This window comes from Polaromonas sp. P1_E12, assembly GCF_056405975.1.
Window position 1 is genome coordinate 129,991 of the sequence record NZ_JBFUBB010000002.1, and the last position, 23,665, is coordinate 153,655.

General features: G+C 62.5%; 20 protein-coding genes and 3 tRNA genes. 19 read left to right on the forward strand and 4 right to left on the reverse strand.

What is annotated here, in order from left to right; translation table 11 throughout:
* Positions 1–17: 17 nt before the first annotated feature.
* Positions 18–725 carry a glycine zipper 2TM domain-containing protein gene (locus AC1D13_RS06375; RefSeq protein ID WP_457279907.1) on the reverse strand — a complete coding sequence of 236 codons (708 nt, stop codon included), beginning with the start codon at positions 723–725 and terminating at the stop codon, positions 18–20.
* Positions 726–931: 206 nt separating this feature from the next.
* Positions 932–1,276, reverse strand: coding sequence for an ArsC family reductase (locus AC1D13_RS06380; protein WP_477689205.1), 345 nt, complete (start codon positions 1,274–1,276; stop codon positions 932–934).
* A 198-nt stretch (positions 1,277–1,474) separates the two neighbouring features.
* Between AC1D13_RS06380 and pip the strand changes: the two genes are divergently transcribed.
* The 10 genes from pip (at position 1,475) to AC1D13_RS06430 (ending at position 9,877) form a co-directional block, all read left to right on the forward strand.
* On the forward strand, positions 1,475–2,446 hold the full coding sequence (pip, locus tag AC1D13_RS06385) for a prolyl aminopeptidase (protein ID WP_477689206.1): 972 nt from the start codon (positions 1,475–1,477) through the stop codon (positions 2,444–2,446).
* A gap of 49 nt (positions 2,447–2,495) precedes the next feature.
* Entirely contained in the window at positions 2,496–3,806 is a 1,311-nt protein-coding gene (folC, locus tag AC1D13_RS06390) for a bifunctional tetrahydrofolate synthase/dihydrofolate synthase (protein WP_477689207.1), read from the forward strand.
* An 89-nt stretch (positions 3,807–3,895) separates the two neighbouring features.
* Positions 3,896–4,687: an SPOR domain-containing protein gene (locus AC1D13_RS06395; RefSeq protein ID WP_477689208.1), complete on the forward strand. Its 792-nt coding sequence runs from the start codon at positions 3,896–3,898 to the stop codon at positions 4,685–4,687.
* 22 nt (positions 4,688–4,709) lie between these two features.
* On the forward strand, positions 4,710–5,195 hold the full coding sequence (locus tag AC1D13_RS06400) for a CvpA family protein (RefSeq protein WP_477689209.1): 486 nt from the start codon (positions 4,710–4,712) through the stop codon (positions 5,193–5,195).
* A 34-nt stretch (positions 5,196–5,229) separates the two neighbouring features.
* Complete coding sequence (gene purF, locus AC1D13_RS06405; protein ID WP_457279913.1) at positions 5,230–6,750, forward strand: amidophosphoribosyltransferase; 1,521 nt, start codon at positions 5,230–5,232, stop codon at positions 6,748–6,750.
* A 2-nt stretch (positions 6,751–6,752) separates the two neighbouring features.
* Positions 6,753–7,967 (forward strand): O-succinylhomoserine sulfhydrylase, encoded by a 1,215-nt coding sequence (locus AC1D13_RS06410; protein ID WP_457279914.1) that lies wholly within the window; start codon positions 6,753–6,755, stop codon positions 7,965–7,967.
* Positions 7,968–7,991: 24 nt separating this feature from the next.
* On the forward strand, positions 7,992–9,386 hold the full coding sequence (gltX, locus tag AC1D13_RS06415; protein WP_477689210.1) for a glutamate--tRNA ligase: 1,395 nt from the start codon (positions 7,992–7,994) through the stop codon (positions 9,384–9,386).
* Positions 9,387–9,460: 74 nt separating this feature from the next.
* A tRNA-Ala gene (locus tag AC1D13_RS06420) sits at positions 9,461–9,536 on the forward strand.
* An 83-nt stretch (positions 9,537–9,619) separates the two neighbouring features.
* Positions 9,620–9,695: transfer RNA gene (locus tag AC1D13_RS06425), tRNA-Glu, on the forward strand.
* Positions 9,696–9,800: 105 nt separating this feature from the next.
* Positions 9,801–9,877, forward strand: a tRNA-Asp gene (locus AC1D13_RS06430).
* Positions 9,878–9,999: 122 nt separating this feature from the next.
* Here the strand turns inward: AC1D13_RS06430 and AC1D13_RS06435 are convergent.
* Positions 10,000–11,130: an ABC transporter substrate-binding protein gene (locus tag AC1D13_RS06435; RefSeq protein WP_477689435.1), complete on the reverse strand. Its 1,131-nt coding sequence runs from the start codon at positions 11,128–11,130 to the stop codon at positions 10,000–10,002.
* Positions 11,131–11,267: 137 nt separating this feature from the next.
* Positions 11,268–12,218: a Bug family tripartite tricarboxylate transporter substrate binding protein gene (locus AC1D13_RS06440; protein WP_477689436.1), complete on the reverse strand. Its 951-nt coding sequence runs from the start codon at positions 12,216–12,218 to the stop codon at positions 11,268–11,270.
* 306 nt (positions 12,219–12,524) lie between these two features.
* On the opposite strand from AC1D13_RS06440, the gene AC1D13_RS06445 reads away from it, so the two are divergent.
* The 9 genes from AC1D13_RS06445 to AC1D13_RS06485 all read left to right on the forward strand — a co-directional run bounded on the left by AC1D13_RS06445 (position 12,525) and on the right by AC1D13_RS06485 (position 23,603).
* Positions 12,525–13,019 carry an Lrp/AsnC family transcriptional regulator gene (locus AC1D13_RS06445; RefSeq protein ID WP_457279917.1) on the forward strand — a complete coding sequence of 165 codons (495 nt, stop codon included), beginning with the start codon at positions 12,525–12,527 and terminating at the stop codon, positions 13,017–13,019.
* Positions 13,020–13,320: 301 nt separating this feature from the next.
* Positions 13,321–13,899 (forward strand): sigma-70 family RNA polymerase sigma factor, encoded by a 579-nt coding sequence (locus AC1D13_RS06450; RefSeq protein WP_457279918.1) that lies wholly within the window; start codon positions 13,321–13,323, stop codon positions 13,897–13,899.
* A 99-nt stretch (positions 13,900–13,998) separates the two neighbouring features.
* On the forward strand, positions 13,999–15,066 hold the full coding sequence (locus AC1D13_RS06455) for a FecR family protein (RefSeq protein WP_477689211.1): 1,068 nt from the start codon (positions 13,999–14,001) through the stop codon (positions 15,064–15,066).
* Between the two features lie 175 nt (positions 15,067–15,241).
* Complete coding sequence (locus AC1D13_RS06460) at positions 15,242–17,635, forward strand: TonB-dependent siderophore receptor (RefSeq protein ID WP_477689212.1); 2,394 nt, start codon at positions 15,242–15,244, stop codon at positions 17,633–17,635.
* A gap of 92 nt (positions 17,636–17,727) precedes the next feature.
* Entirely contained in the window at positions 17,728–19,041 is a 1,314-nt protein-coding gene (locus AC1D13_RS06465; RefSeq protein WP_477689213.1) for a lysine N(6)-hydroxylase/L-ornithine N(5)-oxygenase family protein, read from the forward strand.
* A 21-nt stretch (positions 19,042–19,062) separates the two neighbouring features.
* Positions 19,063–20,301 carry an MFS transporter gene (locus AC1D13_RS06470; protein WP_477689214.1) on the forward strand — a complete coding sequence of 413 codons (1,239 nt, stop codon included), beginning with the start codon at positions 19,063–19,065 and terminating at the stop codon, positions 20,299–20,301.
* Positions 20,291–20,902, forward strand: a complete 612-nt coding sequence (locus AC1D13_RS06475) for a GNAT family N-acetyltransferase (protein ID WP_477689215.1) — start codon at positions 20,291–20,293, stop codon at positions 20,900–20,902. Before AC1D13_RS06470 ends, AC1D13_RS06475 begins: the two co-directional genes overlap by 11 nt.
* Positions 20,899–22,782 carry an IucA/IucC family protein gene (locus tag AC1D13_RS06480; RefSeq protein ID WP_477689216.1) on the forward strand — a complete coding sequence of 628 codons (1,884 nt, stop codon included), beginning with the start codon at positions 20,899–20,901 and terminating at the stop codon, positions 22,780–22,782. The genes AC1D13_RS06475 and AC1D13_RS06480 overlap by 4 nt, the downstream gene beginning before the upstream one ends.
* Positions 22,779–23,603, forward strand: coding sequence for a siderophore ferric iron reductase (locus tag AC1D13_RS06485; RefSeq protein WP_477689217.1), 825 nt, complete (start codon positions 22,779–22,781; stop codon positions 23,601–23,603). Before AC1D13_RS06480 ends, AC1D13_RS06485 begins: the two co-directional genes overlap by 4 nt.
* Positions 23,604–23,665: the final 62 nt, after the last annotated feature.

Genomic DNA, 23,665 nt, shown 5'->3' on the forward strand with positions numbered 1-23,665 from the left:
TTCTGCCGGACCGCGATTTAACGCCAGTGACGGTGGCCACCGTAGCCCCGGCTGTAACCGAAGTTCAGCGACAGGCCGATAGGTGCGTAGTACGGCTGGTAGTAGGGACGGGGGTAGTAAGCCGGGTAAACCACCGGCTGCTCCACGTAAGTCACGGCAGGCTGCACATACACGGGCTGGGGTGCCGGTTGCACATAGGTCTGGGGCTGCTGCGGGGCAGACTGGAAAGTCTGCGGCGCAGGCGCCATGGCGCCGACCGGCGTGACCTGCAGGCGCACATACTGGCCCGGGTCGGTGGCCATTTGCGTGCTGTACTGCGTGCCCTGGTATTCGTACACGACGTTGTAGTGGCTGGGGCGGTTTTCGTAATAGGTTTGCGTTGTGCACTGCTGCACGTTTTGAACCTGGTTGTTTGAGCCTTCGATGCGGTCGCCAACGATGGCGCCGCCGACCAGCCCGATCATGGTGGCAACCGCACGGCCGCCGCCATTGCCGATGGCGTTACCGGCTGCGCCGCCTGCCAGAGCGCCCATCAGCGCACCTGCGCCCGAGTTCGGTTGCTGGACAACGACGGGTTGGTTGCTGCAGACCTGGCGCGGTACGGCCACTTGTTGCACCACCGGCGTGCTTGAAATCACCCGGGCCAGGATGTCCATGGCGGAGGCGGGTACAGCTGCCAACCCGGAGGCGGCAGCAAGAGCAGAGAGAACAAGCGCTTTTTTCATGATTCAACCCTTTTCAGCACGTGGCTGAAGTTGCACCGCCAAAGGGCTCACCCTGGTCGGGTGATGGCTCGAGTGGCAAACGTAATTTTAGTAAGTCAGAGTCATTTTGGGGCGCGGAGTTCGGTAAATCGACGGTAAAGCTGCCCTTTTAATCCCGTTGGAGGCAAAACAGGCTGCAAAACGTAACCGGTCGGCCTGCCGTGCGTTCAAACCCTCGCAGCCCAGCCCAGGGCGTCAAAACCCACCGTGATGTCTTTGCCCCAGTCCACCACGGGCCGCTTGATGACGCTGGGGTTGGCCAGCATCAGTGTTTGCGCGCTGGCGCTGTCATGCACACCGGCCTGCAGCGCCGGGTCCAGCTTTCGCCAGGTGGTGCCCTGGCGGTTCAACAGCTTTTCCCAGCCTGCCGCCTGGGCCCATCGCGCCAGCTGGTCGGGCGGCACGCCCTGCTTCTTGAAATCGTGGAACTGGTAGTCAACACCTTGTTCGCCGAGCCATGCACGGGCCTTTTTGACGGTGTCGCAGTTGGGGATGCCGTAAAGAATGATCATGGCCGGATTTTCGCAGATTTAAGAGAAATAGGCCTTCCGGCCAAGTGGGACTTGCGCAAGCAGCTATCAAATTAGTAGCGTTTCTGCGAAGGCAGGCAAGGGCCTGGACGCGTGGGCGAGCCTTTGGCAAGGCTGGAATAATGAAGAACGCCGACCGGCCCAACCCTTTGTGACCTTTTTGTATGGATGCCTTGCCTCATGACCGCTGCTTCAGCCACGCGCACTGCCCCCGCCGTTCTTTACCCGCCTCTCGAACCCTTCCGCACAGGCATTCTTGAAACGGGTGACGGCCATTCGGTGTATTGGGAGTTATGCGGCAACCCCAAAGGAAAGCCGGCGGTGTTTTTGCATGGTGGTCCGGGCGCGGGCTGCTCGCCCGAGCATCGCCGCCTGTTCGACCCGGAGCGCTATTGCGTGCTGCTGTTCGACCAGCGCGGCTGCGGCCGTTCCCGCCCCAGTGCCTCGCTGGACAACAACACGACCTGGCACCTGGTGGCCGACATCGAGCGCTTGCGCACCCTGCTGGGCGTGGAACGCTGGCTGGTGTTCGGCGGCTCCTGGGGCAGCGCACTGGCGCTGGCTTATGCGCAGGCCCATCCGACCCGGGTGTCGGCGCTCGTCGTGCGGGGCATTTTTGCGCTGCGCCGCGCCGAGCTGCTCTGGTACTACCAGGAGGGCGCGTCCTGGTTGTTCCCTGATTTGTGGGAAGAATTCGTCAAACCCATCCCCCAGGCAGAGCGCGGCGACCTGATTGCTGCCTACCGCAAACGCCTGGTGGGCGCTGACCGCGCTGCGCAACTGGCGGCTGCCCGCGCCTGGAGCCTGTGGGAAGGCCAGACCATTACCTTGTTGCCCGACCCGTCTTTTACCGCCCAGCATGGGGACGACGCTTTCGCCCTGGCATTCGCGCGCATCGAAAACCATTATTTTGTGCATGCTGGCTGGCTCGAGGAAGGCCAGCTGATCCGCGACGCGCACAAGCTGGCCGGGATTCCCGGTGTCATCGTGCAAGGCCGCTACGACGTCGCCACGCCAGCCAAAACCGCGTGGGACCTGCACCGCGCCTGGCCCGAGGCTGAATTCCACATGATTGACAACGCAGGCCACGCCTTCAACGAGCCCGGCATCCTGCGCCAGCTGATAGCCGCCACAGACCGCTTCGCTGACTGAGTCTGTCTGACGCCGGGGTTTTATGCCCTGCGCGACAATGCTGGACTGTATGGACAAACCGAACACTCTCGACGACTGGCTCGCCTACTGCGAGCACCTGCACCCTGTCGGTATTGACATGGGCCTGACGCGCATCAGTGCTGTGGCCAAGCGCATGGGCCTGGCCTTTGACTGCCCCATCATCACGGTGGCGGGCACCAACGGCAAAGGCTCGACCTGCGCGATGCTCGAAGCCATCTTGCTGCAGGCCGGGTACCGCACCGGCGTCTTCACTTCGCCGCACCTGGTGCATTTTGAAGAGCGCTGCCGGGTGCGCGGCGACATCGTGAAGGCTGACGAGCTGGTTGCGCAATTCGCGCGCGTCGAGGCGGCGCGCACGCAGGGCGGTGACGCGGTTTCGCTCACCTACTTCGAATTCACCACCCTGGCCATCCTGCAGCTGCTGGCCGACGCAAAGCTCGACGTGGTCATCCTCGAAGTCGGCCTGGGCGGGCGTCTGGACGCCGTGAACATGCTGGACGCGGACTGCGCGGTGATCACCAGCATCGACCTGGACCACATGGAATACCTGGGCCCCGACCGCGAAAGCATTGGCCGCGAAAAAGCCGGCATCATGCGCGCCGGCAAGCCGGTCATCGTGAGCGATCCGGTGCCGCCGCAAAGCATCGTTGACTACGCCGCCGCAGTGGGTGCTGACTTGTGGCGTTTCGGTACCGACTTCAATTTTTCGGGCGACAAGCAGCAATGGGGCTGGGCAGGGCGCGGGCGCCGCTATGCCGGCCTGGCGTATCCGGCCTTGCGCGGCGCCAACCAGCTTGTCAATGCTTCAGGCGTGCTGGCGGCGCTGACTGCCTTGCGTGAGCGCCTGCCGATCACCGCCCAGGCGGTGCGCAACGGCTTGTCAATGGTCGAACTGCCGGGGCGCTTCCAGATCGTGCCCGGCCAGCCCACGCTGGTGCTGGATGTGGCGCACAACCCCCATTCGGTGGCTGCGCTGGCCGAAAACCTCGATGCCATGGGCTTTTACCCCTGCACACACGCCGTGTTCGGTGCCATGGCCGACAAGGACCTCGCGCCCATGCTGGCGCGGGTGGCGCCGCTCATCGACAAGTGGTATTTCACCGATTTGCCGACGCCGCGGGCCGCTTCTGCCGAGGATTTGCAGGCCAGGTGGACGGCGGCCAATACCCGGCCTGATGCAAGCGCCGGCACTTACAAATCCCCCGAAGCGGCGCTGCAGGCGGCGGTCAGGGCCGCAACCCCCGCTGATAGAATTGTCGTGTTCGGCTCCTTCTATACGGTGGGCGGCATTTTGAAGGACGGTGTGCCGCGTCTTTCGGCCCCGCACCTGGCCGCCTGAGACCGGACAAGCCGGTCCGTCAAGCATTCCAAGGGCCGTCAGCCCGCGTTCACCGTTAACGTCACCCCTTATCGGATCCAAGCCACACCATGCCGTTTTTCAACTTCCGCCGGGGCGGCTCCAACGCTGCCTCCAATGCCGGGTCAGCCGCTCAAACGGAAAGCGTGGAAGTGATTCGCAAGCGCGCCAAACACCGGCTGATCGGTTCTGCCGTGCTGGTGTTGATCGGCGTGTTGGGCTTCCCGCTGTTGTTTGACACCCAGCCCAGGCCCATTCCGGTCGATATCCCGATTGAAATTCCCGGCAAGGGCACGGTCAAGCCCCTGGTGATTCCCGGGCCCGGTGCCCCGGCAGCCACTTCCGCGTCCGCCCCCAAGGTGGCCGACAAGCCCGCCGAAAAAGTAACCGCTGACGCCAGCCTGGCGCCCAGGGAAGAAATTCTTTCATCAAAACCGGCCCCAGCCCTTGCTGCATCTGCGCCAGCAGCTATCAAAAATGAAGCAAAACCGGAAGCCAAACCTGAGGTGAAGCCCCCGGTCAAACCGGAACCCAAGCCGGCCAAGCCCGCTGCGAACGACGACGCCACACGTGCCGCCGCACTGCTGAACGGCACCGCCGCGCCGGCCGCCAAACCGTCTGCCAGCGAGGCGGATGGCCGTTTTGTGGTTCAGGTCGGCGCGTTTGCCGATGTGGCCAAGGCCCGCGAAGCGCGCCTGAAGGTGGAAAAGGCGGGCCTCAAAACCTATACACAAGTGGCGGAAACCAAAGACGGCAAGCGCATCCGGGTCCGCGTGGGGCCGTTTGCCACCAAGGCCGAGGCCGACAAGGCGGCGACCAAGATCAAGGCCCTTGATTTACCCGCTGCCATCCTGACCTTGTAATGGGTACTGCCCCGGTGGTGTCGTGACGGCTGTTGACTGGATTGTGCTGGGGGTGCTGGTTTTTTCCATGCTGTTGGGCGCATGGCGCGGGCTGGTGTATGAGGTGTTGTCGGTGCTGGGCTGGGTGGTGTCGTTTTTTGTGGCGCAATGGTTTGCGCCCGACCTGGCCACCCGCTTGCCGGTGCAGTCTGCTTCTGACCCGGTGCGTTATGCGGCGGCGTTTGTGCTGATCTTTATCGCCGCCGTGTTCGCGGCAGGGCTGCTGGCCTTTGTGGTGAAGAAGTTGGTAGCTGCCGTCGGCCTGGCGCCTGTGGACAGAGTATTCGGAGCCGCTTTTGGTGTGTTGCGCGGAATTGTTTTGCTGCTGGCCGCGACCGTTGTGATCGACATGACGGCGCTGAAGTCCAGCAGTTGGTGGCGGGAATCAAAGGGCGCGCCGGTGTTGACGGCCACGCTCAAAGCCCTGAAGCCGGTATTGCCCGAACAGTTTGCCAAGTATTTAATTTAACTTTGAAGAGTCAACTCATCATGATCGGAACACCATGTGCGGGATAGTCGGCGTCGTCAGCAAAGCCCCGGTCAATCAGCTGATTTATGACGGACTGCTGCTTTTGCAGCATCGCGGCCAGGATGCCGCAGGCATCGTCACGCAGCAGGGGCGCAAGTTCTACATGCACAAGGCCAAGGGCATGGTGCGCGATGTGTTCCGCACCCGCAACATGCGCGCGCTGCCGGGCACGGTAGGCCTGGGCCAGGTGCGCTACCCCACGGCAGGCAACGCCTACAGCGAAGACGAGGCCCAGCCTTTCTACGTCAACGCGCCGTTCGGCCTGGTGCTGTCGCACAACGGCAACCTGACCAATGCGGCCGAGCTCAAGGCCGAGCTCTTCAACACCGACCACCGCCACATCAACACCGACAGCGACTCCGAAGTGCTGCTCAACGTGCTGGCGCACGAACTCGAAAAAACCACACGCGGCTTGCCGCTCAAGCCGGTTGATGTGTTCGCCGCAGTGCGCGGTGTGCACAAGCGTGTGAAGGGCTCTTATGCCGTCGTCGCGCTGATCGCCGGCCACGGCCTGCTGGCGTTTCGCGACCCCTTCGGCATCCGCCCGCTGTGCATCGGCCGCGGCGAGAATGAAAACGGCACGACCGTCATGGTGGCCAGCGAATCGGTGGCGCTCGAAGGCACGTCGCACCAGTTCGAGCGCGACATCGCCCCGGGCGAAGCCGTGTATGTAGACATGGAAGGCGTGGTGCACGCCGAGCAGTGCGCACCCAACGCCAAACTCAACCCCTGCATCTTCGAATTTGTGTACCTGGCGCGCCCCGACTCGGTGCTGGACGGCATCTCGGTCTATCAGGCCCGCCTGAACCTGGGCGAGACGCTGGCCAAACGCGTGGTGTCCACCGTGCCACCCAGCGAGATCGATGTGATCATCCCGATCCCCGAATCCAGCCGGCCGAGTGCCACGCAGCTGGCGCACCTACTGGGTATTCCTTACCGCGAAGGTTTCGTCAAGAACCGTTACGTGGGCCGCACCTTCATCATGCCGGGGCAGGGCGTGCGCAAGAAGTCCGTGCGCCAGAAGCTCAACGTGATCGCCAGCGAATTCAAGGGCCGGAACGTGCTGCTGGTCGACGATTCCATCGTGCGCGGCACCACCAGCCGCGAGATCGTGCAGATGGCGCGTGACGCCGGTGCGCGCAAGGTCTACCTTGCCAGCGCTGCGCCGCCCGTGCGCTTTCCCAACGTGTACGGCATTGACATGCCTACGCCTGATGAGCTGGTGGCCCACGGCCGCACGATTGAAGAAATCCGTGAAGTCATTGGCTGCGACGCGCTGATTTACCAGGACGTGGAAGGCATGAAGCGCGCCATTGGCTCACTCAACGGCAAGCTCGACGGCTTTGACGCCTCCTGCTTTGACGGCGTTTACATCACGGGCGACGTGACTGCAGAGACCATCGCAGCGATGAATTCACAGCGCGCCGACACCGCCGGCGAAGAAGGCGACGTGGACGTGTCCCGCCTGGCGCTGCCCAATCCGCAAGAAGCCTGAGCATGACGAAAAGAAAACTGCCTGACAACCTGCACCGCGATACGCTGGCCGTGCGCGTGGCGTTGGAGCCCAGCCAGCACGGTGAAAACTCCGAAGCGCTGTACCTGACCAGCGGCTTTGTGCAGCCTGATGCCGAGACCTCGGCACGGCGCTTTGCCGACCCGACAGAAGGCTACACCTACGGCCGCACGTCCAACCCGACGGTCACAAGCTTTGAACGCCGCCTCGCCGCGATGGAGGGCACCGAAGCCGCCATCGGTGCCTCGACCGGCATGGGCGCGATCCTGATGATGTGCATGGGGCTGTTGAAGTCCGGCGACCACGTCATTTGCTCGCGTTCGATGTTTGGCTCGACGATCGCCCTGATAGGCCGCGAGTTCGGGAAGTTCGGCGTTGAAACCACGTTTGTGTCGCAGACCGACGTGAGCGAGTGGAAGGCCGCATTGCGACCCGGCACCAAGCTGCTGTTTGCTGAAACCCCGACCAATCCGCTGACCGAAGTCTGCGACATCCGGGCGCTGGCTGATCTGGCGCACAGCGTGGGCGCCTTGCTCGCGGTGGACAACTGCTTTTGCTCACCGGCCCTGCAACGCCCGGTGGAATTCGGCGCTGACCTCATCATGCATTCGGGCACCAAATACCTGGACGGCCAGGGCCGTGTGATGGCGGGTGCGCTCTGCGGCTCGTCCAAACTCATCGTTGATGTGTTTGGCCCGATCGTGCGCACCGCCGGCATGACGCTCGCGCCCTTCAACGCCTGGGTCGTGCTCAAGGGCCTGGAGACATTGAACATCCGCATGCAGGCACAGAGCGCCAACGCGCTGGCCGTTGCCAGGTGGCTTGAAACGCAGCCTGCGGTGGCGCGCGTTTATTACCCTGGTCTTGAATCGCATCCCCAGCATGAGCTGGCCATGCGCCAGCAATCTGGACTGGGTGGCGCAGTGCTGTCGTTTGACGTGCTTGGCGACACACCGGAAGCGGCACGCGCCAATGCCTTCAAGGTGATCAACAGCACGCAGGTGCTCAGCATTGCGACCAACCTGGGCGACACCAAGACCATCATCAGCCATTCAGCCACCACCTCGCACGGGCGCCTCAGCGAAGAGCAGCGCCAGGCCGCCGGCATAGGCCAGGGCCTGGTTCGCGTGGCCGTTGGGCTGGACCACGTAGACGACATCAAGGCCGACCTGTCCCGCGGCCTGAGCCTTATCGTATGACTGCATGACTGCATGACTGCCCCAATGACCCAAAAGACAAGAACCCGTTTCGCCCCTTCCCCGACCGGATTCATCCACCTCGGCAATATCCGCTCAGCACTTTACCCCTGGGCTTTTGCCCGTGCCACCGGCGGCGACTTCGTTCTTCGCATCGAAGACACCGATGTCGAGCGCTCCAGCCAGGAAGCCGTCGACGTGATCATCGAAGGCATGCGCTGGCTGGGCCTGAACCACGACGAAGGCCCGTTTTTCCAGATGCAGCGCATGGACCGCTACAAGGCTGTGCTTGCGCAGATGCAGGTTGATGGCCTGGTCTACCCCTGCTACATGAGCGTGGCCGAGCTCGACGCCCTGCGTGAAAAGCAGATGGCCGCCAAGGAAAAACCACGCTACGACGGCACCTGGCGTCCTGCGCCCGGCAAGACCCTGCCGCCCGTGCCCGAAGGCGTGCAGCCCGTGCTGCGCTTCAAGAATCCGCAGGGCGGCAGCGTGGTGTGGGACGACAAGGTCAAGGGCCGCATCGAGATCAGCAACGACGAACTCGACGACCTGGTGATCGCGCGGCCCGATGGCACGCCGACCTACAACTTCTGCGTGGTGGTCGATGACATCGACATGGCCATGACCCACGTGATCCGCGGCGACGACCACGTGAACAACACGCCGCGCCAGATCAACATCTTTAAAGCGCTGGGCAAGGAGCCACCGGTCTACGCCCACCTGCCGACCGTGCTCAACGAGCAGGGCGAAAAGCTCAGCAAACGCAATGGCGCCAAGCCAGTGACGCAGTACGCCGCCGAAGGCTATTTGCCGGACGCCATGGTCAATTACCTGGCGCGCCTGGGCTGGAGCCACGGCGACGACGAAATCTTCAGCCGCGAGCAGTTCATTGAATGGTTCAACCTTGATCACCTGGGCAAGAGCGCCGCGCAGTTCGACGAAACCAAGCTGCGCTGGGTCAATGCCCAGCACCTGAAGGCTACTGCAGATGACACGCTGGCAACGCTGGTGCAGCCTTTCCTGGCTGCCCAGGGCATTACCGGCGTGGACCCGGTATGGGTGGCGCGCGGCTGCGGGCTTTTTAAAGACCGCTGCAGCACACTCGTAGAGCTGGCCGGCTGGCTGCAACTGCTGGTGACCGGGGGCAAGCCCAGCGCTGAAGACATCAGCACGCACGTCACGGAGGCGGTGCGCCCGGCCATTGCAAAACTGAGCAGTTCGCTGGTGGCCTGCGAGTGGAGCAAGGCCGCGATCTCGGCCGCCATCAAACAGGTGCTGGCCGACACGGGCCTGAAGATGCCGCAGTTGGCAATGCCCGTGCGCGTGTTGGTCATGGGCACGCCGCAAACCCCGTCGCTCGACGCGATTCTGGAGCTCATGAAACGCGAAGATGTGGTCTCCCGGTTGAAGCTTGTTTGAGGATTTGAAATAGGCCAATTTTTCGGGCTATAATTCAAGGCTCGACAATTGCAGGGAAACCTCAATAACTTGACGGGGGTATAGCTCAGCTGGGAGAGCGCTTGCATGGCATGCAAGAGGTCAGCGGTTCGATCCCGCTTACCTCCACCAAAAGTTAAAAGTTAGTCGGGAAGAATTTGAAGTTTTGTGGGTCCGTGTGAAAGCAGGGGCTCATCCGGAAGTTCCAAGGTTTTGACCCTATCGTCTAGAGGCCTAGGACACCACCCTTTCACGGTGGCTACAGGGGTTCGAATCCCCTTAGGGTCGCCAGAATTCATCACACCTTGCGTGTGATGCCCAAGGCGCAAGTTGACAACCGCCGGCCCGCAAGGGCTCAAGCGACTTGGCTCGAAAGAGCGAATGTTGTCACTACCAGGAGTGGTAGTTCAGTTGGTTAGAATACCGGCCTGTCACGCCGGGGGTCGCGGGTTCGAGTCCCGTCCACTCCGCCAATATTGATAAGGGTTAGCAGGTAAGTATCTGCTAACCCTTTTCTCTTTTCCGGCCCTTGTTTCCTGACTGCGTCCTCAAGATTGGGTGCGTGGCGCAAAGCAGCGGTATCGACCCTGCTTTTCTATTGCCGGATTCTTCCGTTTCCACTGACGATCGTCATCTCCACGAAGCGCGAACCATTGCGCATCCCCGGGCGAAATCCGATGACATATCCTCCCAGGTCAAAGCTGTCCAGTCCATCCAGAGCGGAAGCAAAACCTTCACGGGTCACACGCAAGCCTTGCCGCCGGGCCGCTTCAACAATCACCTTGGCCGCGATGAAGCCTTCCATCATCGCGTAGCTGATCGGAACATCCTGCGCTCCGGCTGTTGCCGCGATGTCGTTGAACTCCTTGGAAAGCCGATTTGTCAGTTTGTAGGGGCTGGGCGTAACCTGAGCGATCGCGATGCCTTGCATCTGCTCGTCAGAAAGCCGTTTCGCCATCTGCTCAATGTCCGCGCCCGAGTGTGCAAACAGCTGGGCCGTTCCTCCGGCCGAGCGGTATTTTTCAATAAAACCGGAAGCTGCGCCTCCACTTGCAATCATGATGATCGCCTGCGGCGAGGCTTGCAGCATGGCGTCAGCGGCGGCAGTCACGCGGCTGGTCCCGGCGTCATAACCCGCCGTTTGCACGATCCTGGCCTTGGCATTCGCCGCTGCTTCCTGTGCGGCGGCGACGAGTGGCGCAGCACCGGGGCCGTTTTCGTAAAACAAGCCAAGCCTGGTGATTCCGACTGTCGCCAGGTGCGCCGTGATTCTCGCAAGTTCGTCTCGCAATGTGGCGCGCACGCCATAAAGTTGCGGAACGTCCAGATTCAGTTCGGTCGCGCGGAAGCCGACCAGCACGATGTGCTCGCGCTCAAATATGCCCGCGCTGACCAGCTGGGCGATATTGCGGCTTCCAAAATAGCCGGCAAGCACCACTGGCTTGTCCTCGGCCAGAAGCGCGCGCGTTTGGGTGAGTGTTTCATCGGGGCGTCCAGCGTCGTCGCGGCGCGCCAGGATGAAGGTGTTTCCGTTGACCCCGCCCGCCTTGTTCACGGCGTTGAAATGCAACTGCATTCCAGCTGCATAGGCGCGGCCCTGGCTCGCGTCAATGCCGGTCAACGGCGCCACCTGACCGACTACAAGCTGCGCGGCCAGCACGGACGACGCTATACCGCTTGCGATAACCAGGCCCGCCAGGCGGGAAATCAACTGACCAGTTCTCATTTCCAGTTTCCTTAACGCGGTCCAACTCGCACGTGCAACGCTTTCACCTGTCAAGCCTGAGGCTGTAGATAGTGAGTCCAGCCCCATGGGTAACAATCAATCGGAGAAGGCCACGAGGTCCTTGCCGGCCGCCACTTTCAATCGATCCGGATGTTGGAACGCAGGGCGATCACGCGCATGCGGGGCAGCTCGTTTTCGATGCGCGCAGCAACCGTGGCAGCGGGCTCCCAGGCGTATTCGAGTCCGTTCGCGACGAGTTTTTCGCGAAGCTCGGGATCCTTCATCGCCTCGGCCAGCGCCTTCTGCAGCTTGGCTTTTACATCCGCCGGCACCCCCTTGGGCGTGGCAATGGCCAGCCAGGAATCGGCCGAGAAACCTTTGAAACCGCTCTCCGCCACAGTCGCCACCGTGGGCATTTGCGTCGCGCGGCTTTCGCCGGTGACGGCGATGGCTTTGATCCTCGGCTTCGCCGCCTTCAGTTGCGGCAGCGCCGCCGCGACGGTGTCAATCGAGAAGGGGATTTGGCCGGCCATCAGGTCGGTCATCGCTGGTGCGCTGCCTTTGTAAGCGATGTGCTGCAGCTTGATGCCAGCGGCGCTCCAGAGCATTTCACCGGCGAAGTGCCCTGTGGTGCCGTTGCCGAACGACCCGTACACGTACTTGTCCGGTGCGCGTTGCACCGCTGCGATCAGCTGCTTCAGGTCGTTGACCGGGACATCGGAGTTGGCCAGAAGAACAAGGGGAACGCGCGCCACCATCCCGACAGGCTCGAAACTCTTGATCGGGTCGTAAGGCAGCTTGGGCATGAGTGCCGGGTTGACCGTGAAAGTGGATCCCGAGCTGATAAGCAGCGTGTAGCCGTCCGGCGCCGCCTTGGCGACGAATGCGGCACCGACGATGGTGCCGGCGCCCGGCCGGTTGTCGATGACCACAGGTTGCCCCAGGCGCTCACCCAGCTTCTTGGCGACCAGCCGTCCGGCGATGTCGGTGGCGCCGCCCGGCGGAAAAGGAATGACCAGTTGGACCGGCTTGGACGGATAGCCCTGCGCGTGAACGCTGGCCCACGGGGCCAGCAAGACCAGCGCCATGGCCAGGAAGAAGCGCTTCTCATACCTTGGGTTCATCATCGTATTGCTCCTCTTTGATACGGCATGGGCCGCGTTGATCAACCGTTGCGAAACAGGAAACTGCAGGCATTGCGTTTCGACGTATCCAGAATCCCAAGCGGCAAAGTTGGAGGGCATGTCGGAAATCCGCTTGAGGAGTCAAGGAAAGTCTATCGCCGAGGCCGCGCAACAGGGTTGCAACATAATTGACTTTTAAGATCAGTTATTCGAATAATTAGATTTGAAAACTTGGAGAAGTGTGTGATTAAAGAAAAAAGAGAAATAAAAGTGCGTTTACAGAATGAAACAACTGCCCCACGACCTGACCTGGACCGGGTTGATCGCGTGATCCTGCGCCTGCTCCAGCGCGATGCATCGATCTCCAATGTGGCACTGGCGGCCAAGGTGCACCTGAGCCCCGCAGCCTGCCTGCGTCGGGTGGAGCGCCTGAAATCGATGGGCCTGGTACAGCGCATCGTCGCGCTGCTCAATCCTGCGTCGCTGAACCTTGGCATGCTGGTCGTGATCGGCGTGGTGTTGGACCGGTCCACACCGCAGTCCTTCGCCGACTTCGAAAAAGCGGTGCAGAAGGTGCCGGGCTGCCTGGAATGCGTGGTGGTGACGGGCGAGTTCGACTACTTCGTCACCGTCCGCACGCAGGACAACGAATCGTTTAACCGCCTGCATGCCGCGGAGCTGCTCTACCTCCCGGGGGTGCGGCAGATCCGCACCTTCGTCGTGCTGAAGCAGGTGCTCTCAACGACGGAACTGCCTGTTATGTAGTTTTCAGGGTGTTGACAATCCCGATGAAGGTTGAAGCACACCCGACCATAGACAACGCGCATTTCCTCGCTTCCTTCTTGCGATGTCTCGGGTCCTTGAGACTCGCATGTGAATTCAGGAGCGACCGCTCAACAGGGCAGTGGTGGTATCAAAGGTAACGATGGTCCCCGCAGCAGAGTCCGATAGCGTGTTTCGTTCATAATGAGAATAATTCCCATCTACGACGCGCGCCTGGTCAGCCACCGCCACATCTCGTCTGCCGCTTGAAGGGATCCGTCACCTCCATGGCAATGACCGACCTGTGCTTGAGCGCTATTACCAAGAACTGCTGAACTTCTGTTCCCGCACGGTGCGAAACCGCGATGCTGCGGCTGATGTCGTGCAGGAGAGCTATGCGCGCGTCCTGGCGGTGCAGCATTCCGGCCAGGCGGTGCCTGAGCCGCGCGCACTGCTCTACCGCACAGCACGCAACCTGCAGATCGACCAGCACCGCCGCAGTGAAGTGCGCGGCGATGCGCTGCATCCCGATGCCGAGGCCTCGGCCGCCGAGCTCGAGAATCTCGCGGCGCCGCTGGCCTGCGAGCCCGATGCTGCGGCGTCTTCCGCGCAAGGGGTGAACGCCCTGCTGGCCACGATTGATGCCCTGCCTTTGCGCTGCCGCGAGGCTTTTATCCTGCACAAGTTTGACGGCCTGCCGCATGCGGAGGTGGCCGAGCAGATGGGCATCTCGCGCAAGATGGTCGAGCAGCACATCAAGCTGGCCATGGACGCCTGCAGGCGTTGCAAAGACGCGCTCGACGGGGCACCCGCCACCGCCGGCCCAACTTCTACCCCCATCTCTACCCCGGTGCTCCGACGAAGAAAACCCGCCCGCGAATGACTTTCGGCTTTCGAATGAATTTTTATTTGTATTCTTATTTTCCCGGCATAGGGTTTCGGCTTGTTCGTGCGTCTACATCCAAGAGCCGATAAGCACACCATGAACATCCCGCCGCCAGCCCACCCGCCAGCCGCACCGTCCACAGAGCCCGACGAAGCGGCGCTGGACTGGTTCGTGCGGCATACCGGTGGGCAGCTTGGCGCGGCGGACGAGGCTGCGTTCCTGGCCTGGCTGGCGGCGGACAGCGCCCACGGCGCGGCCTTTGCGCGCCACCAGCGTGACTGGCGTTTGCTCGACGCGCTGCCGGCAGATGGCTTGCGCACGCTGAGACAGAACCTCGCCGACGACAAAGCCGCTGCCGCCGTCCGTACCGCGCCGCGCCGGCGCGCCTGGTGGCAGGGGCTGTCTGCCTGGGTGCCGCAGGGCGCACTGGCCGCCGTGGCATTGATGGTTTCCTGCGGGGGCTATATGGCCTGGAGCCTCTGGCAGCAGCAACCGGTGTTCGAGCAGAGTTTTGCCACCACGCGAGGCCAGCAGCTGGAGGTGGTCTTGCCGGAAGGCAGCCGCCTGAGGCTGGACACCCTGACCACCGCCGACGTCACGCTTTACCGTGAGCGCCGTGAAGTGCGCCTGCCGCAGGGAGAGGCAATGTTCCAGGTCAAGGGTGACCCGGCGCGTCCTTTCGATGTGCTGGCCGGGCCTTTGCGCATCACGGTGGTCGGCACGCGGTTTTCTGTGCGCTACACGCCCGGTGTGCCGGGCCGTGCGGGTGTGCAGGTTGCGGTGGAAGAAGGGCGTGTGCGCGTGGCGCGCGTCGAACGGTCCGCTACCGATGCGGCGGTTGAGCTGGTCGCCGGCCAGCAGATCGCGAGCGACATGTCGGGATTGCTGGGCGCGGTGTCTGCCTTGCCCGCAGCCGGAATTGCGCCCTGGCGTGAAAGCCGCGTCAGTTTTGACAACACGCCTCTGAACCAGGCTCTGGCCGAGTTCGAGCGTTACGGCCCGGTGCATCTGACGGTGCGGGAGCCGGCCGTGGCCGCGCTGCGCGTGACGGGCACGTTCGACCCGCGGCGGCCGGGCAACTTCGCCCGCATCCTGCAGCAGGTCTTGCCCGTGAAGCTGCGCGAGCAGGGCGGCGAGGCCGAGATCGTCTCTGCCGGTCATTAGTCATTCGCCGTTAGCCACTAACTATTAGTTATCGGCTTGAGCTGCCTGGCCTGCTGGCCGAAGCAGGTGACATCAGGACACAAAAAAACTTTTGTGCCCGACCTAGGGTTTCCCAGAGCCCACGCGTCTACATGAGAAGGATTCTTATTTAAACCTTCTCCCGGAGATTGCACGCATGCCTCGTTCCCGCTTCCATCTACCCCCGTTGGCCCTGGCTTTGGCCCTCGGAAGTACGGTGGCTTTTTCCCAAAACACCGGCAGCACGCGTGCCGCCATACCGGTACAGGTCAGCATTGCGGTGCAGCCCCTGGCCCAGGCGCTGAACGACCTGGCGCAGCAGGCCCGGCTTGAGTTGATGGTGCAGCCCGCATTGGTGGCGGGCAAGACGGCGCCGGCTGTGTCTGGCCGTTTGACGCCGCAACAGGCGCTGGACAGGCTGTTGGCCGGCAGCGGCCTGGCGGCGACCATCGACGGCAATGTGTTTGTGGTCAAGCCTGTTTCAACGTCATCGGGCGCGGCAACCTTGCCGCTGGTGACCGTGACGGCCGGCGCGGAGCAGGAAACGGCCACCAGCGGCGGCAATGGCTACGTCGCCAAGCGCAGTGCCTCGGGTTCCAAGACCGACACGCCCATCATCGAGACGCCGCAGTCGATCTCGGTGGTGACCAAGCAGCAGCTGGAAGACCAGAAACCGCGCAGCGTTTCCGAGGCCTTGAATTACTCGCCGGGCGCCTTCACAGGGCTGGTGGGCGCGTCCAATCGCTACGACTACGTGGCGCTGCGCGGCTTCAAGGACAGCAGCGTAGACAGCACCCTGCTTGACGGGCTGCGTATGTTGAGTGACCAGGGCAGCTACACCTCGATGCAGGTGGATCCTTATTTCCTGGAGCGCATTGACGTGGTGCGGGGCCCTGCGTCTGTGCTGTACGGACGCGCGTCGCCGGGCGGCCTGGTGGCGCTGACCAGCATGACACCGCAGTACCAGCCTTACCGGGAAGTACAAGTCACCACCGGCAACCGCAACCGCCGGGAAGCGGCTGTCGATCTTTCGGGGCCCATCGACAAAGACGGTGTGATGGCCTTTCGCCTGACGGCACTGACGCGCTCGCTCGACTCACAGTTCAGCACAGTCAAGGAAGAGCGCCAGGCGATTGCTGCATCCCTGGCGATCAACCCGTCAAACGACACGCGCCTGTTGCTGCAGGCTTATCTCCAGGATGACCCGGAGGGCAGCTATCACAGCGGGGTTCCGGCGGACGCCAGTCTCAATGCCAATCACAACGGCCGCCTGATTTCGCGCTATTTCTTCGATGGAGATTCCAGTGTCGAGAAATACCAGCGCAAGCAACGCTTCCTCGGCTACCAGTTCGAGCATGCCTTTAACGATGCGTGGAAGTTCCGGCAGAACTTCCGCCACGTGACGGCGAATACCACGCTGCGCCAGATCTACGGTTATGGCTGGGCCAGCGCCAACGAGTTGACGCGCTACTATTCCGGCGCCACGGAGTCGACACGCGGCAACACCATCGACAACCAGCTTGAAGGCCACTTCGAGACGGGCGCGCTCAAGCACACCCTGCTGACCGGGCTGGACTACCAGAAGCGCCGCGTCAGCGGGAGCTGGGAGTCGGGCAGCGCGCTGCCGATCAACGTGTTCAATCCAGGCTACGGCGCACCGGGCCTGACCGGCGTGACCAGCGACCCTATCGATCGCCAGCTCGAGCAAACCGGCCTGTATCTGCAAAACCAGACGGAGCTGGACCGCTGGCGCTTCACGCTGGGCGGCCGCATGGACTGGGCCAAGGCCTCCAACCAGTATGGTTCGGGAAATCCGGCGCAGTGGAGCGGCTCCAAGTTCACCAAGCGGGCCGGCGTTGTCTATCTGTTTGACAACGGCGTTGCGCCCTATGTGGGTTATTCGGACGGCTTTAATCCCAGCCTGCGCAATGACCGGCAAGGCAACAACCTGCCGCCCGCGGAGACCAAACAGCTGGAAGTCGGCATCCGCTACCAGCCCAAGGACTCCAACACCCTGCTGTCGGCGGCGGTGTACGACCTGTCGCAGAAAAATGTCGCCACACGCCCGGTGGGCGCCACCTACTTTGAACCTACCGGGAAGGTGCGCTCGCGCGGCCTGGAACTGGAGGCCCGTTCGCAGCTGAGCCGCAAGGTCTCGGTGATGGCGAGCTACACCTATACCGACATGAAGTTCACCGAATCGTCGGACGGCTTCACCGGCAACACGCCGTACCAGGCGCCGCGCCATATGGCCTCGGTCTGGGGCGACTGGAACTTCTCGCAGGGCTACACCATGGGTGCGGGCGTGCGCCATGTGGGCTCGAGCTGGGTCGACAACGCCAACAGCATGAAGGTGCCGCCCTACACGCTGGTGGACCTGATGCTGCGCGTCGATCTGGCCCAGCTGAATCCGTCGCTCAAGGGCGCCAACCTTCGCCTGAGCGTCAATAACCTCCTCGACAAGACCTATGTGGCGTCGTGCCTGAGCCAGCAGTACTGCTACTGGGGCGACGCGCGCAGCGTCAACGCGACCGTGACGTATCAGTGGTAGGAACGCGGCCCGGTGCTGTAGTCAGCGGCGGGCATTCTTTTGATCACCATGCGCCACCGGATGGCGCACCAGAAATCAGGGAGTTCAGTGCAATGAAAAATGATGTCTATGACTTTATTGCGATCGGGCTTGGACCCTTCAATCTGAGTCTGGCCTGTCTGGAGGAGCCGATCACCGGGGTGAACGCGGTTTTTCTGGAGCGCAATGCGGAGTTCAACTGGCACCCCGGGATGCTGATTGACAACACCACACTGCAAAACCCCTTCCTGGCCGACCTGGTGAGCCTGGCGGACCCCACCAGCTGCTTCAGCTTTCTCAACTACTGCAAGGAAGAAGGGAAAATCTATTCGTACTACTTCCGCGAGAGCTTCTACCTGACGCGGGCTGAGTACAACGCCTACTGCCGCTGGGCGGCGGCGCGCCTGTCCAACGCGCGCTTCGAATATGACGTGCAGGAGATCGTCCACGACATCGAGAACGGCTGCTATGTCGTGACCGGTGTGCAAGGCCCGCAGCGCGAGCCTTTTGTCATGCGCTGCCGCAAGCTGGTGCTGGGCGTTGGCTCCAAGCCCCGTTTCCCACAATGTTGCGCGCCGGGCGGGCATCGCTACCTGCATACCGCCGACTACATCACCCGCAAGGCCGAGCTGCAGAAGAAGCGCTCCATCACCATCGTCGGCAGCGGCCAGAGCGCGGCCGAGGTCTACCACGACCTGCTCAAGGACGCCGACGGGCACGACTACAGCCTGACCTGGATCACCCGCTCTTCGCGCTTCTTCCAGATGGAGACCACCAAGCTCACGCTGGAGATGTTCTCCCCGGACTACATCGATTACTTCTACAACCTGGCCGATGGGAAGAAGGAGCGCATCGTGCGCGCGCAGGACAGCCTGTACAAGGGCGTCAATGCCAGCCTGATCAACCAGATCTATGACCTGCTGGACGACAGGCGAAAGCAGGGGCCGCTGCGCACGCACCTCATTACCAATTGCGAGTTGCAGGGGTGCCGCTACGACGCCGGAAGCGACAGCTACGAGATCGAATTCCGTCAGCTTGACTGCGACGCACGTTATGCGCACCGCAGCGAGGGGCTGGTCTTTGCCACGGGTTACCGCGAAAACATCCCGCCTTTCGTTGACGGCATCCGCCACCGCCTGCGCTGGGACGAACAAGGCCGCTATCGCCTCGCGCGCAATTACGCTGCCGATTTCAACGGCAACGAGATATTCGTGCAAAACGCCGGCCAGCACACCCATGGCATGACCAACCAGGACCTGGGCATGAGCTGCTACCGCAACTCCTACATCCTGCGCGAACTCACGGGCGTGGAGCACTACAAGATAGAGCGACGCGTCGCGATCCAGGATTTCACCATTCCAGCCACTGCGGACTTTGTCCTGCTCTGAGGCCTGAGGCGCACAACCAACATGAACCTCAGATTCCACATCATCACGATGACGGTGCTGGCCGTCATCAGCGACGCCATCCTGATTCCCTTCTATCCGCAGTTTTTCAGCGCCCGCTACGGCATCGACAGCCCCATGCATGTGGGCGCCTACGTGGCGGCTATTTCCATCGCCGTGATGTGCACGCTGCCGCTGTGGGCGCGCGTGGCGCGCCGCGTCGAACCGCTGCACCTGCTGGTCTACACGCAGTTTGCCGCCGGCACCTTCAGCCTGCTGAGCGACTGGGCGCCTACCGTGGAGATCTACTGGGTACTGTCGATGATGATGTTCATGTGCAAGAGCAGCTATCTGCTGATGTACCCGTACATGATGCGCCTGACCCCCAAGGAGCAGCATGCGGCCACCATTGGCATCCTGTCGGTGGTGGTGCACTTCGGCGCCATCTTCGGCGCGGTGGTGGGCGGCTTTGTGCTGCAGACCTGGGGGCCGCGCGCCAGCATTTTGGCCATGGCGGCCGGCGACTATTTCCAGATGGCCGTCTGCTTTTACCTGATCCGCAGCGGAAAGATCATTCGCGTCAACACCGGTGAGCAGGCAATGGCCGAAGCCACCGAAGCGCGCCGCGTCGGGCTGCTGGCCCGCCTGCCGATCCTGAAGCTGGCGCTCGTGATGCTGATGTTCGACTTCAGTGCCTACCTGATCCGCCCCTTCTTCGCGCTGTACTGGCAGAAGATCACTGGCAACGACAGCGAGCTGCTGTCCGGCATGGCCTTCGCCATACCGGGCGTGGTGGCCATCATCGCGTTGCGCCTGCATGCCTGGATACGGGCACGCGGCGGGGACCTGCCCGACCACACGGTGGGCAACCTGATGCTGGGCGCGGTCGGCCTGTTGCTGCATGCCGCACCTGATCCTTTCCTGGTCGTGCTGGGGCGCGTGCTGTACGGCTGGGCCTTCTTCCAGATCATCGTCAAGCTGGAGGTCAACCTGTTCCGCTTATCCACGCCGCAACGCTATGCACAGGACTACAGCATCACCAATTTCTTCCAGAACATGGGCGTGCTGCTGTCCTCGTTTGCGGCGGGTGCGATTGTCAATCGCTACGGGCTGCATGTGCCATTCCTGCTGGCGGCCGGCGGCTTTGTCCTTACAGCGCTGCTGGACCGCCTGATCCTCAAAGTGCCCAGCGCCGGGCATCTGGAGGAAGGCGACAAGTCAGCCCATCCCGCCTCTCTAAAGGAGCCCGCCCATGCCAATTGATACTGACACGATCCATCGCCGCGCCGATGCCGTGCAAAGGCCTTACCGCGACGAGGCCGGTTTTGTGTTCCGTCCGCTGCGGATACCGGAGGATATCCCCACTTTGCACCGCTGGTTTACGCAAGAGCGTGCGGCCTTCTGGCTGATGCAGGACAAGACCGAGGACGAAGTTCGTGAGGCCTACCAGCGCATGATGGATTCCGGCGGCGCCACGCCCTACATCGGCTGGTACGAAGGCCAGCCAGCCTTCCTGGCGGAGTGCTACGACCCCGCGCAGGACCGCATTCGGGCCTTCTACAAAGTGCAGCCCGGCGACCTGGGCATGCATATTTTTATCGGCCCGCCCCAGCAGCGCATCGCCGGGTACTCGCGCACTGTGTTTTACGCGCTGATGCGCTTCATGTTCGAGCACCTGGGTGCGCAGCGCATCGTCGTGGAGCCCGACGCCACCAATCACAAGGTCCATGCCTTGAACCGGTCCGCGGGCTTTGCCTACGACCGTGATGTGGTCTTCCCCGAGAAGATCGCCAGCCTCGCCTTTTGCACACGGCGGGATTTTGAACAGGCTACGGCCGCCACCCTAGAGGAAGTCCATTCATGAACGTCACCATCGCCCACCAGATCGCGCACGACCCGGCCCAATTCGCCGCCCACCTGACGCCGGAGGTCTGGGCTCAGGCCAACCGCCTGCTGTTGCGCAAAGCCATTGCCGAATATGCCCATGAGATCATCATCGAACCGGAGCAACTGCGTGCAGGGAAGGGTGGCTTCGCGTTGTACCAGGTGTGCTCGGATGATGGCGCCGTGTCCTACCAGTTCGAAGCACAACGCCTGGCGCTGCGTCATTGGTACATCAAACCGGAATCCATCCGCAAGCTGGTGAACGGCGCAGACCAGTCGCTGGACGCGCTCCAGTTCATCATCGAATGCCGCCAACGTCTGGGCATACGTGATGAGCTGCTGCCCATCTACCTCGACGAGATCAGCAGCACGCTCTTCGGTAGTGCCTACAAGCGCATGAAGGCAGACGCACCCAGCAGCGCCCAGCTGGCCGACGCCACCGACTTCCAGACCATTGAGGTCGCCATGACCGAAGGCCATCCGGGTTTTGTCGCCAACAACGGGCGGCTGGGCTTCACCGCGGCCGACTATCAGGCCTACGCGCCTGAGGCCGGCTCGGAGATTCGAGTCATCTGGCTGGCCGTGCACAAGGACCATGCGGCTTTCTCCAGCATCTCCACGCTCAGCTACGAACAGCTGCTGGCCGAAGAGCTGGGGCAGGAGACCGTGGACGGCTTTACCCGTGAAGTGGCAGCGCTGGGCGTCGATCCAGTCGACTACAACTTTATGCCGGCCCACCCGTGGCAGTGGTTCAACAAGCTGTCGATCGCCTTCGCCGGCTATGTTGCCCAGCGCAAGATCATCTGCCTGGCTTATGGCCGCGACAACTACATCGCCCAGCAGTCGATCCGCACCTTCTTCAACACCAGCGACCGCAGCAAGCGTTATGTGAAGACTTCGCTCTCCATCCTGAACATGGGCTTTATGCGCGGCTTGTCGCCTTATTACATGTCGGGCACACCGGCTATCAATGAGTTCATCAAGGACCTGGTGTCGGGCGATGCCTTCCTGCGCGCGAACGGCTTCACCATCCTGCGAGAGGTCGCGTCAATCGGCTTTCGCAACCACTATTACGAAGCCGCGATACCGGTCGACACCCCTTACAAGAAGATGTTCTCGGCGCTGTGGCGCGAGAGCCCGCTGCCCTTGCTCAAACCGGGCGAACGCTTGATGACCATGGCCGCGCTGCTGCATGTCGACAAGGACGGCCACGCGCTGCTGCCTGAACTGATCCGCCGTTCCGGCCTGAGCACAAAGGCCTGGCTGAAAAGCTATCTGGCGTCTTACCTCACGCCGCTGCTACATTGCTTCTACAAGCACGACCTGACCTTCATGCCGCATGGCGAGAACCTGATCCTGGTGCTCGACAAGCATGTGCCGGTGCGCGCCATCATGAAAGACATCGCCGAGGAATGCGCCATCCTCAATATCGAAGCGAAGGCGCTGCTACCGGAGCGCGTCAATCGCCTGGCGGTCGATGTGCCCGACCATTTCAAACTGCTGGGCATCTTTATCGACGTGTTCGACGGCGTGCTGCGCCACATCAACCAGGTGCTGGTGGAAAACGCCTGCTGCAGCGAGGGAGACTTCTGGCAATCGGTGGCCGACTGCGTATCCGATTACCAGGATGCCCACCCCGAGATGGCCGCAAAGTTCGCGCACTATGACATGTTCGTGCCCGGGTTCCTGCATTCCTGTCTGAACCGCCTGCAACTCGGCAACAACGTGCAGATGGTCAACCTGGCCGACCCCGCTTCCAGCCTGAAGATGGCCGGCAATCTCGTGAACCCGATTGCCGGGCTCCGCCGCCGCGCCGCGCACCGGGCCGAGGCAGAACCGGTTGTGGAAAGCGTTGCATGAGCTTTGACATGCGGGCGGAGGACACCGTGCGCGACGGCGCTCCGTTGCAGGCGTGGGCGTCCGCGCCCAACGCTGACCTCGCCCGCGTGTTGCAACTGGCCGGGCGCATCGCACCCTCGCTGCGCGGCGAGCAGGGCGATGCACCTCTGCCCAGCGCACTGCGTCATGGCGACGACGCAGCGGCCAGACCGGGCCCGTTGCGGGCGTTGTGCCGGCACTGGGCAGAGGCCTACCCCGAAGCCGGCGCGCACTATGTGGCGCTGCGTTGTTGGGGGCTGGCAATCTGGCAGCCGGTCTACCTCGGCGTGATCGCCGCGCATCTTGATACACACGTTCCGCGGCTCGCCGGTCTGGCGCAGCCCGTGGTGGACGGCTTTCCCAGCGGCTTTCAATTGCCGGTGCATGCGCCCATGAAGGCCGGGGCGCTGCCTTCACGCATCCGCCTGGTAACGGGCGAGCTGCGCGAACTGTGCCAATCCACGCGCGCGGCACTCATGCCGCTGGTGGCGCTGCATGCACGCGCCGCCGACCGGCTGCAGGCCGAGTGCGTGCTGGGCGCGCTGCTGCTGGTGCATCGCAGCCGGCCAGTCCTGGCCGATAGCGAGGTCGCCGCGGTAGGTGAGGAATGGCTGGCGCAGCTGGGCATAAGCGGCGGCTGCGGCTTCTTTGCCTACCGGGCGCGCGATGGGACGCCCGCGCTCGCCCTGGATCGCAAGGTGTGCTGCCACTACTTTCGCCGCCATGACGGCGAGAAATGCAGCACCTGCCCCAAGCTCCCGTTCGACAAGCGTATCGCCCGATTGCTGGCCGATCCTTCGTAGTCCGGGCCATTGATTCCGCGATGCGGCTGTGCCTTTCTCAAGGCCGGTATGCTTCGCCACGC